This window comes from Pirellulales bacterium (genome assembly GCA_036490175.1).
Classification (GTDB): domain Bacteria; phylum Planctomycetota; class Planctomycetia; order Pirellulales; family JACPPG01; genus JACPPG01.
In genome coordinates, this window is record DASXEJ010000378.1 from 1 (window position 1) to 11619 (window position 11619).

General features: G+C 60.9%; 8 protein-coding genes. 1 reads left to right on the top strand and 7 read right to left on the bottom strand.

Going from position 1 to position 11619, the window contains the following annotated elements:
* Together VGG64_28735 and VGG64_28740 are read right to left on the bottom strand one after the other, a co-directional pair.
* Positions 1-1843 (bottom strand): efflux RND transporter permease subunit (locus VGG64_28735; GenBank protein ID HEY1603622.1); only part of this gene is annotated, 1843 nt, incomplete at its 3' end.
* Between the two features lie 57 nt (positions 1844-1900).
* Positions 1901-3421 (bottom strand): efflux RND transporter periplasmic adaptor subunit, encoded by a 1521-nt coding sequence (locus tag VGG64_28740; protein ID HEY1603623.1) that lies wholly within the window; start codon positions 3419-3421, stop codon positions 1901-1903.
* 354 nt (positions 3422-3775) lie between these two features.
* On the opposite strand from VGG64_28740, the gene VGG64_28745 reads away from it, so the two are divergent.
* Positions 3776-3997, top strand: coding sequence for a hypothetical protein (locus VGG64_28745; GenBank protein ID HEY1603624.1), 222 nt, complete (start codon positions 3776-3778; stop codon positions 3995-3997).
* A gap of 217 nt (positions 3998-4214) precedes the next feature.
* Here the strand turns inward: VGG64_28745 and VGG64_28750 are convergent, their stop codons facing one another.
* The 5 genes from VGG64_28750 to VGG64_28770 all read right to left on the bottom strand — a co-directional run.
* Positions 4215-5675 (bottom strand): TolC family protein, encoded by a 1461-nt coding sequence (locus tag VGG64_28750; protein HEY1603625.1) that lies wholly within the window; start codon positions 5673-5675, stop codon positions 4215-4217.
* Between the two features lie 237 nt (positions 5676-5912).
* Positions 5913-7556, bottom strand: coding sequence for a TolC family protein (locus VGG64_28755; protein HEY1603626.1), 1644 nt, complete (start codon positions 7554-7556; stop codon positions 5913-5915).
* A gap of 190 nt (positions 7557-7746) precedes the next feature.
* Complete coding sequence (locus VGG64_28760; GenBank protein ID HEY1603627.1) at positions 7747-7896, bottom strand: hypothetical protein; 150 nt, start codon at positions 7894-7896, stop codon at positions 7747-7749.
* 83 nt (positions 7897-7979) lie between these two features.
* Positions 7980-8120, bottom strand: a complete 141-nt coding sequence (locus VGG64_28765) for a hypothetical protein (GenBank protein ID HEY1603628.1) — start codon at positions 8118-8120, stop codon at positions 7980-7982.
* Between the two features lie 279 nt (positions 8121-8399).
* On the bottom strand, positions 8400-11619 hold a 3220-nt coding region (locus tag VGG64_28770; GenBank protein HEY1603629.1), incomplete at its 5' end, for a WD40 repeat domain-containing protein.

Consider the following 11619-nt stretch of genomic DNA (forward strand, 5'->3'; position numbering starts at 1 on the left):
CCAAGTTCTCCCGGACGACCTTTTCGACCTCGATGATTCGTTCCTCGGTGGCCTCGATGCGAGTACCACTGGGCGCACGCACGTACATTTCAAATGCGCCCGCGTCGACCTCGGGAAAGAATTCGCGACGCAGCCGCGTGCCTACCAGGCCTACCACGACCACGAGCAGCACAAATGCCGCGGCGACTGTCGCCTTGCGGCGATCCATCACCCAATCGAGCCGGCGTGTGTACCAGGCGATGCCCGCGTTGATGGCCAACTCCCAGCGGGCGAATGCGGCACTTAGCAGGCGCACCGGCGCCGCGATAAATGCCCAGCGACCTTTCGATTCGACAGGAACCGTCCCGTGATCGGCCGTATGGGGCTTGAGCCATGAGGCACAACGCGATGGTACGAAAGATCGCGACAAGATGTACGCCGCGATCATGGAAAATGCCACGGCCAATGCCATCGGACGGAACAAGAACTCGCCCAAGCCAGGCATTAACGCCAGCGGTGCCAAGACGAGCAATGTGCAACAACTGGCCACCAGTTCGGGCATGGCCACTTCGCTCGCGCCTAGGTAAGCGGCTTCCGAAGTATCGCGCCCTAGTCCCAAGTGACGATGGGTATTTTCCAGGCAAATGATGGCGCTGTCGACTAGTGGTCCAATGGCCAGCGACAGCCCGGCCAGCGTCATCACGTTAATCGTGTTGCCCGAATAATACAGCGCCGTGATCCCGGCCAGCACCGCGATAGGAATTGTCAGAATCGCGATCAGCGTCATACGCCATTCGCCTAAGAACAACAGGATCACAAGCGAGCAGAGTATCGCTCCGAGTACCCCTTCCTGAATCAAGCTTTGGATGCTCTTTTCGACGTACACCGATTGATCCATCACGGGCGTCAGCTTGATGTTCTCGCGGCTGAGTCGCTGTTGGATATCAGGGAGGGATTTCTTGACGTTCGCCACGACATCCAGAGTGCTCGCCCCTAGTTGCCGATAAATCGGCACATAGACCTGCCGCCGTCCGTTGACGCGCACCACGTTCGTCTGGATAAAACTGGCGTCCTTGGGTGTCGCAACGTCGCGCAGGTAGGTGGCGTTGCCGTGCTGAATTCGCAGGGGAATATCCCCCATGCGCTCGACCATGTCGTACATGGAATTGGAGTCGATCGCGTAATCCGTATCGCCAAACTTCGCGTCGCCGGTCGGCAAGAACAAGTTCGAGTTATCGAGCGCGTTCATCACATCCACCGGCGACAGGTTTCGCGCCTGTAGTTTCTGCCGGTCGAGGTAGGCGATCACCGCCCGCACCTTACCGCCGTACACAACCGGCGCCACCGCGCCGGGCAGGCTCATGACCATCGTGCGGACTTCGAACCGCCCAATGTCGTACAGGATCGACTCCGGTTCATTTTCACTATCGAGCGCCACGATGCAGGCCGGGACCGTGCTGGTGGGGTCGAATGGCAGGATCACCGGCGGCAGCGTTCCCGGGGGCAAATTGGGAGCTTGCATCGAGGCCAGCGAATTCGACTGCGTTAGCGCACCGCTGGGATCGACGTCGCTGCGAAAGTAATTCCGCACGATGCTGGCGCCCGTGATCGAGCGTGACTCCTGCCGTCGCATCCCTTCGGCCTGGCCCGTGCCACGTTCAATACGACTGGAAAGATCTTTCTCGACCGTAGCGGCCGGCATGCCGCCATAGAAGGTCAGCACCTGCACAGCCGGGCTGCGAAACACCGGCAGAATGTCGATGGCGATCTGCTTGGCACTAAGAATGCCAATCACCACCACCGCCAACATCGTGACGGTGACAGCCACCGGGTTGCGCAGCGATGCTCGAATCAGACCGTTCATGTATCGTTCTTTGCCGCGGCGGTGGTTTGCAACAGCCGCGACTTCTCGTTCTGTGATTTAATGGGATTTCTGCGCTGCCGGTTTATCGGCCGCTACCGTGACGGGCATGCCATCGCCCAGCGTGCCGCGATAATGGATAACGACCTCATCCGTGGGCTTGATGCCGCTGAGGACTTCCATTTGCAGGCCGTCGTCCTGGCCGATGTCGATCGGTGTCAGCACTGCCTTGCCGGCACGCACGATATATACCTTGCCTTTGTCGTCGGTCGTTTTGCCGACCAAGGCGCTCGCCGGGATGGTGAGCGCCGTCGACGGTGGCGCCAACTGAATGGTCGCACGGCCATACATCCCTTCGCGTAGCAAGTCCTTGTCGTTCGGCAGGTCGATCTCGACCCGCATCGTGCGCGTCTGCGGATTTTCCGAGTCGGCCACACGCGACACCTTGCCCGAGAACATTTTCCCTGGCAAGGCGTCGATTTCGACCGTCGCATCGTCGCCGACATTTGTAAATGGCACGTCGCGATCCGGCACCTGCATAACCACGCGGACAACATCAGTCCGCGCAACGGTCAACAACGGTACATCGCCCCCTTGATCGGCAGCACGAATAAATGATCCGGGGTGAAATTTACGCAGGGTGACCACGCCATCGTACGGAGATTCGATCCGCGTGTAATCCAACATCACCTTCTGCTTGGCCAATACGGCTGCCGCAACTTGCACCTCGGTTTCCGCATGCTGCACGTCGGCTTTGGCCTGCGCGATGCGCGCGGTCGCGGCATCGGCTTCGGCCTTGGATTTTTCCACGGCTGCATGCGCAGCTAACTCGGCAGCGCGGGCGGCTTCCGTGGCATCCTGCTTTTCGTCGACCAGTCGCCTGTCAATCGACTTCAGTTCCAGCAGTTCTTCCATGCGACGATATTCTTTACTGCGGTAAACGCGCTGCGCGGTGGCACGCACGACATCCGCCTCCATCTGCTTGACGGTCGCCGTTGCAGCGGCCGCTTCGGCCTGGCTAGTATGCACGTGGGCCTGCATTTGGGCCACCACGCTCTGAGCGCGTTCCAGCGATGCCGCCGCTTCTTGCACGTCGGTTTCCAATTCCGGCACGCTGATAATGGCCAACACCTGGCCTTGCTTCACGCGATCGCCAATGTCGACATTCTGCTTCCCGAGATATCCAGAAGTCTTTGCATATAGCTCAGCGTACTGAAAGGCATGCACAGATCCTGGTTGGGTCGTTTTGCGTCCCAGACCATGTTGCGAGGGCTTCACGACCTCGACGCTCACGGCTTCCCCTTGTTGTTCATCCGTTTGCGGCTGAGCGGCTGCGCTTGTCGCGGCGCCGCTGGCACCTTGGGCTGGGCCCGAGGGAGCAACGTCCCCCTCGACCCGCCATGCGAATAGGGCGATAGCCATGACGCACACCAGCGAAGCGGCGGCGATCCGCCACGGATATCGCGGCGTGAATGATACCAACCGCCTTGTCCAGTCGCGCGCCGCAGTTAGCTCACCGGCGCGAGGCAGAATTCCACCGTGATGGAGCGGCTTGGGATGTGACCCACTTTCCACGCGCATTTTTGCCACGCTCGTACTCCCCAAAGGCTTCATGCGGCCCTGAAATACTCAAGGCCGCATCGCAAAACGCCATCCGTCGCTCGAGCCTCACAGCGCAACATCGATGCACTTAAAATGCCTGCGACGTAGCTTGACCACGTCGACCCGAAGCGCGCAACGGTTAATCGAGGTATCCGCGAGAACGATCAACAGCGCATAGGCAGAATGCGCTGCGATCCTCCGATTACAGATGCCGCGTCATAAGCTGCGGGCACGCGATGCGGGCGAGCGGGAGAGAGAAATCTCACCATCGAAGAGGCGCCCCAAAATCCTGCGCGCTCGTCCCGTGGGGCTGACGTTGAACATATCGAGCCGGTGGTTTGCTCGGCCAAGGCCGCCTTGGCGGCCACTTCGGCTGCTGACTCCACCCGCCGGGCACGCTTGGCGCGGGCGGCCGCCCCGGCGGCGTTCATGGGTAGCGGCATGCGGATCGACATCCCGCACACCGCCAAAACGACGGCGGCGCCGGTGATCACGCGTACCAGTGAACTAGGGCAAATACTGCGCATACCACCACGCTTGAGAAGCTCGGCCTAACCAGTGCCTCAGGTCAAGCCTACCACGGCCAGGGAAATCCGACCGCTAACAATTCCCTAATAATACGCCGCCCCGTGCCGGGGGTCAACGCAACGCCAGAAGGTGATTGATGATACGGCCCCTGCAACTGCTCAAATGCGTCACTTTCGATGTCGAAAAGCGGGAACACCAGAACTCGCCACGATGTCCCCGCCGCACGATGCCCACGGTCCCAAAGCTACGGCGCGGCCAGAGGTTCGGCGACGGACGTTCGCGTCGTATTGGGAACCTCTTGCGGCGGCGAAGTGGGGACCGCCACGATGGGCGGCCAGCCCAGCGCCACGAACAGTCGGAATTCGGCCTGGTTGTAGGCGACTGTGGCTCGAATCAAGTCTTCGCGCGCGTCGACCAGCAAATCGATCAAGTTCAATGCTTCGATGGGCAGGCCTTCGCCGCCGCGCGCGCGACGCACTTCTTCGACAAAACCCAACTCAGCGGTGCGCAACTGCAGGATCGCAAACTCAACCTCGCGACGACGTGCCGCGCAGTCGGCCTGGGCCGAAGCGACTTCTCTGCGAACCTGGTTGAGCATGCGAATGCGATTGGCCACGGATTGCCCTACTTCGGCCCGCCGTTGCCGCCATAGACTGACATTACCCATACCTGCGTTTTGCAGCGTCCAGAGGGCCATCACGTCAAAGTCATTGCGGCCAGAGAAGCTGCCGTACGTAGGATCCACAAGCGCACTGCCACCGCCAAACGTGCCGCTGCTGAAGCCCATCGACATCGTCGGCAACAGCGGGCGCATTCGTTCTTGCCGGTAGCGCACTTCGGCCGCGCTGACTTCGCTCGAACGAGCCCCCAATTCGGGTCGAAAACGGATCGCCGTTTCGACGAGACTTTCCAACGGCTCGTTGGGGTTGACCAGTGTCACGATCGCCAGCGGCCGGCCTGGCGCTCGCAGGGCAACCGACGGGTTTAATTGCAGCAATTTGGAAAGCCGTGCCGCGGCGACCGCGATATCCCCCTCGGCGGCTTGCACGCGTGCCCGCAATAATAATGCCTCGCTGCGTGCGCGATTGGCATCGGATTCACGTCCCTGCCCGGCTTCGGCAAAGGCCAACGTGGCACGCACGATCTCGGCCATGTCGAACTCCGAATGACGCAAGGCGGCAAACCAGGCCTCGGCGCCGACCAGTTCCAAGTACTGCGTGCTGACGTCCAGCAAGATCGAATTAAATGTGGCGCGAACGTCATATCGACTGGCAGCGACGAACTGCCGCGCGGCCAGCGGCTGGTAAATAACGTCGGCGACAGGCGCAAAAATGCTCACCGCGGGAATATTGACCGTACCGGCAGCCGCCACTGCGGCACCGCCCCCTACGTACAACGATGCCTGGCCGGGCACGGTCATGACGTTGCCGTCGGCACTTTCGACCGAGCCATTATGAAAATGCGCCGTCGTTCCGGCATTCAAACTCGGCACCGCGATCACGCGCGCTTGCAGCAGGTTGGCCATTCGTTCTTGCACGACCTGCCGCGCCCAACCGATGGTTGGGTTCTGCCGCGCTGCCAACTGCCAGGCCATGGCCAAATCGATGGGCATGACCTCGACAGGCGCGGGTTGCGTCGGCGGATACACCTGAGGATTTCCTTGCGCGACACGCGACACGGCAGGAATCGGCAGACGAACCGCCACGGGACTCTGACTTTGCGCGGATGCCGCTGAGCACAGACCGCAGGCAATCCCTAGCGCGCAGAATGCCACCCTCCACGCCGCGCGGCGGCGCAGAAACGCAAACAGCGCTTGGGCAGGCTTGCGCGAGGTCAACTACTGGTCCTTGGGTAACGAACTAATCCGGGCACGAGCTCTTGCTCAGAGAGTGCCCTGCGAACGGAAATTTGCAGACGAATGCGCCCGCTTGAAATGATGGGGCTATGGTTGAGGAATTGCAGGCGGGACAGCAGGCAACGGTTCGGGCGCCCCTGGCAGGACAACTTCGGCTCCTGGGCCAGGGGGTGCCGGCGCGGTACGGGCCAACATGTCGGCACGTGGCTGACCTAAGGCCACGTACAACCTCACCTGGGCCACGTTGAAATCCACGATCGAATTCAGGTAATCGATCCTGGCACGCGCCCACAGCCGCAGGTTGTTCAACGTTTCGATCGGCAAGCCTTCGCCGTTGCGGGTCCGCAACAGATCTTCATGAAAACCGGCCTGTCCGCTGCGCGTGGCCTGTTCGTTCGTGCCGATTTGCGCATATCGGGCCATCGACAAGGCATACGATTCGGCCACGTCGGCGCGGGCCTGATTGAGCACGATCAGGAATTGATAGTCATTTTGCCCCAGGCGAGCCCGCGCGGCGTCGATCAACGCGATGTTGCCGTAACCAAGATTCTGCAAGGTCCAATAACCGATGGCATCGAAATCATTGCGGCCACTGAAACTGCCAAAGCGCGGGGCCCCGGTAGACTCCGAGATAATATTGCTGCCGCCCCCGAACGTACCGGCGCTAAAACCGATGAACACGTTAGGCGAAAACGGCAAAAGTCGCGAGGCTTGCAACGACAGGAACGTCTCGCGGATCGCGGCCCGGCGCTCTGCCAGGTCAGGTCGTTGCAACATCGCCATGGCCACCAACTCGTTCAGTGGGATCGGCTCTGGCACAATCGGAGTCGGCACGACCCAACCGTCTGTGACGTGCAGGCGCACGGATGGATCGAGATTCAATATCTGGCAGAGCCGGGCTGATGCCACCAGGATCCGCCCTTCGGCGCCGAAAACATCGACCTGGCGCTGCGCGAGTTCCGTGGCGGCACGTTCGGCATCTGCCTGCCGTCCCTCGCCGACTTTGGCGAAGGCCGCCGTGATGTCGGCCACCACGGCCGTATCGTTGCGAATCTGCACGTAGACGGCGCGCAGCCCTTCGGCACGCATCAATTCATAGTAGGCCGTGCCCACGGCTCCCAGGATGTCGTTATTCGTTTGCCTGTTGGCAAATTCTTGCTCGCGCAGCACCTGCCGGGCCACGAGTATGCCGTAAATCGTGTTCGAGACGTTCACATTCCAAACGACACCGGGAATGTTCACCGTGCCCGAGCCGACGGCATTAGCCCCCGCCCCGACATACAGCGAGCTGCGGCTGACGCGCAGGATGTCGCCGGGTGTCTCCTGCAAGCTGCCCGAGTGCGAATCGAAGTTCGAGCCGGCGTTGAGATTCGGCAGGAGCTGCGCCGCGGCCAACTGTCGCAAGGCCGCGGCCTCGACGACGCGCTGCCTGGCAAGGAACAAGTCGGGGTTCCGCACGCCCGCCAGGCGCACGGCGGCTGGTAAATCGATCGGGGCGAATTGATCTGCGAGTAGCGATTGCTGAGAGCGCGGGACGGCCTCAACAACGGGCGCCCCCGCGGGACTTGCTACGTCCTCCACCGCCGGAGGCTGAACAGCCACAACGGCGCGGACCACGGGCGTGGGGGGCGCAGCCCCGACGGCGGAGCCAAGTCCAAGAGCAATCGCGGTTGCCGCCAGCAGCGTCGTGGGGAGACGCCGGAAGTGCTTTGTCCGATGGACGATCGCCATAACTGCCAATCTCGTAAGCCGAGGAAAATCCGTTCCCATCGAACCCATCGGAACGATTCACACAGACGGAACATGACGGTCCGATGCGCGTGCATAACCGTTACAACAGGCAGACGCCTGGAGAAGCCCGGCAAGATGCGCCCAGCTATTGCCGCTAGCGTACCGGAAGAGAGAGGGGCAGCCCGCGGACTCATTCGAGCTCGCTTAGCACCCCCACGGCAGCCACCCAGAAGATCACGACGCAGGCCATCAGTGCCCAACCCACGGCAGATCGAAACCCCAAAAGCGTGGCCAAAGCTGCGACCAGTAATAATGCCAGTATCGTGGTGCAAAGTTTCATGGTCGCTGTGCTCACGGTTCGCGTGTGTTCGTAGAAAGCCCCTGCCGGCAATCCGTTCGCTGTTTAGTGGGCGGGCGCGAGCTTCATTTCGACTTGGGGAAGGGAGTTATTTGCCCAGCGGCCGGTGGCATGCGCAGGTACTCCACGCGCTCGCTGGCCCCCTTGAGCCCCCGATAGCAGACGCGAAGAAACCAACCCACATTCGGTATCAGGACCTGTTGCATGGCACGCTCCCGTTCGCTGTCAGAGGATCGCTTTCCGGGCCGACGTTCTCGGCCTCTACTCTGAAAAGCGAATGAGCGGTCCGCCGGTGACGCGCCTTTTTCGAGGAAAGCTGGCAAGAACGCGCAGCGAGCCAGAATCACCGCGCGACGGGGCCGCCGCCAGAATGGGAAAATTGCCCTACAGGGCAGGAACGGGCCCGGAAATCGAAGAACGATTACCGGCCGCCCGCGATTGGGCGGTTTAGAAATGCCGAGTCGCGCCGCTGCAATCAGAAAGCGTTACGGGTCGAGCGAAGCCGTCCGGACGGTATAGTCGTTGGCGCTCCAAAACAGCGCGTCGCCCTTTTGAGAGATAATAGGCGTGCCCATCATCTTCCCGCCCATCACCTCGAATCGTTTCACTTCCGCGCCCGATTCCAGGTCGATGACCGCGACCTGGTTGTCGGGCAGGTCGTGCGCGATCCGGCTACCGTTGCCGGCCACCACCGCCCAACGGGCGTGCTCGATCGTCCGCCGATGTATCTCGCGTCCGCTATCACTTTCGATCGCAACGAACTCGAACTTCAAGGTGGGAGGGGATCTGGTTTGCATTTCCGAGGTCAGCACGTACACAGAGCTGTCATCTGATGACACCGAGAGACTAGACGGATGCCGGGCTCCGAGTTGCGCTGACGCAATTCGCGAGCCATCGTCCGCGTTCCAGATCTCGAGCAGCGTGTCATTTTTTTTCTTGTCGTTAGCATCCGTGATGCTGACGTTGGCCGTCGTCGCTAACCGTGAGCCGCCCGGCCCGAATTCCGCGCGTACGATTCGGTTCTCCGTGTCGAGCGACAGGGATTCCTGGCCGTTGAACAAAAACTCTTTCTTGTCGGCTGGCTTTAGCCCGTCGCGAAGCAAATACTTCGCGTCCCCCTGTCCCCACCAGCCCGCCACGAATTCGGGCGGCCGTGGCTTGGCCTTGGTGGCACGAGACTTGGATTTGCGACCGGCCGCCGGCGCCTGCTTGGAGAGATCCTCAGGCGGTTTGATCTCGGCAAATTTCTGCGCTGGCGGCACCTCTTGGCCGTCCTCGAGATTGATCGCAACGGCGCCACGGCCGGGGCCTGTAAAGACAAATCGTCGTCCGTCATTGGAAAAAGAGAATACGTTCCCTGGATTGCCCACGAGTTGCTGATCGAACGCGATTCGTCGCAGCGACTTGGATGCCAGATCAAAAACCGTCAACTCGTTCGTGTTATCGAGACAACCCAGCATCCGGTTGTCAGGGGATGAAACCAGGTGTGGATAACCGCGGGCACGAAACAATAATCCGCGTGAATCAGGCGCGGGTTGATCGATGCTGTGAATGTGAACTGCGTTCCGGCCATCGGCGAGGGCGAAGTGCTTTCCGTCAGGAAACATCACGGCGTCGTGCACACTGGCCGCGAGAGACGTTTTGCCCCGTTCGCCAGTAACCAAATCGCGGGCAAATAGCTCGCCACTAACAGACTCCAGCAGACAACTCATATCGGGCGCTACCGCCACGGGGTAATCAAGCTGGACGACGGCCGGCAGCGGCATGCCGGAATCCGTATCAAAGGACTCGAGAATATACTCGTTCCCCGGCGCTTCCTGGGACGAATTGGCAACCACGGCGTACACAATCTTGCTGTCACTCGAAAAGCCCACGCGTTTGCAAGAACCTCCTAAGCGTGCCGAGAAAAGCACGGCACGCTTATCGACCGAGATGACGTACAGCTCCGCCATTTTGCTGCGGGTAACAATGGCGACCAGCTCGCCGTTCGAACTGAATTCGGCGAAGAATGCCGACTTGCGATCGAGTTCTGGGAAAGTGAACTGCTCGTTACCGACGCGCAGTTTGACCTGTTGATGTTCACAGATGGACGTCACGACTTTCGACTTCGAATCAACCGTGGCGGCCAGCACGTGTTCAAGCTTGTCGTGAGGTACCGGAATATCTTCCAGCGTCTCGGTCGATCGAATGTGAAAACTTCCCTGAAGATACTCGCGGCAAGTTAGATACTGGCCGTCCCCCGAGAACCGGCATCGCCAAAGCGATCCGCCCGGAGTTAGGACTTCTGCGTTTATGACCTTGCGCGTGCGCGCGTTCCAAATGGCCAGGCCGGCTTGCACGTCGACGCCTGCCACCAAATCACCACCGGGATGCACGGCCAGGCCCGTGTAGCCAGAACCGCCGCCGTTCATCATTACCATGCCCCGGCCTGCCTGAAACAATTCCGTTCCGGCCAGCGACCCTTTGGATGCCTGGCGCTTTGGCGATGGAGACTTTGGTTCCACGGGATCGGCCGCCGGCCTGATCGCCGTGGTCTCAGTTGCTGCCGCTGGCCGCGCCGTGGGAGTGCCCGCCACGCTGACCGCGCTGGCCGGTCGCGAAGTGGGCCCCCAGGAAACGATCTCTCCTCGATAGCGCCGTTCGTCAGGGCCCTCTAAATAGTTGACGGCCGCGATCAACTCGCGATCGTCGGCACTAAAGGCCACGGCGGGAAACTCGCAGGCCGCACCTGTCACCAATTTCAATACCTGGCGCCATGAGCGCGTTTCCCAAATCCCCACCGCCCCAGGCGTGCCATCGCCATCGACATGCGAGTAACGGTAGTACTTACCGCTAGCGACGGCCAGACGCTGGTCGTCGCCAGAAAACGCCAGGCCGGTGATGCCGCGCGTATGGGCGGAAAAAACCTGCTGCTGCGACCATGTCGCCACATCGTAAATCGTCACCAGTCCCGAGGAGTCGCCCGTTGCCGCCAGCCGGCCGTCGTGGCTGAAGGCTATCCGCATCAGCGCGCCGGCCGGCACGTGTACGACGTCCAGGTTTGTCTGCCAAGGATCCCCCACGGGCACATTCGCAATCGGCACCGGATCACCGCCGTTTAAATCCCAACGATACAGCGCGTCGTTCGCGATCAGATACAGTTCCTCTTCGCCACGGAACGCGATACTACGCACGTCACTTAATGGCCCTTTTCCATGGGTCCCTTTCCTGGATGTCCGATCGTCCGGAACGCTCAACTCACGCTCGACGGCGCCTGTCGCAAAATCGCCAATGACAACTCGAAGGTCTTTTAGAGGAAACAGTACGGCGAAACGCCGGCCGGACGGCGAGGCGGCGATGCTTAGGAGCAATCCGTTGATCGATGAATCCTGCCGGGACATGTCTTCAGAGAAAAGAACAACGTCCTTTTCTTCCGACGGGTTAACGATTCCGTGAGAGGTCGTGCCGTAGCCATGGTCTACCGCGGCCGCCAGGCGGCCTGTAGCACCCGACGAAATCAGGCCGCGGACCGCAGTCGGCAGTGACGCTACAACGCGATCCCCCTGCGGCGCGTTCAGATTCCAGACCTTCAATTCGCCCGACTCGTCGACCGTGGCCAAGTGCTCTTTATCGCCCGACAACCGCACCGCTTCGATCTTGGCGGCGTGCCCTTTCCATTGCGCGATGACGTGATGGCTATTCGCATCCCACATCTGCACGACATTA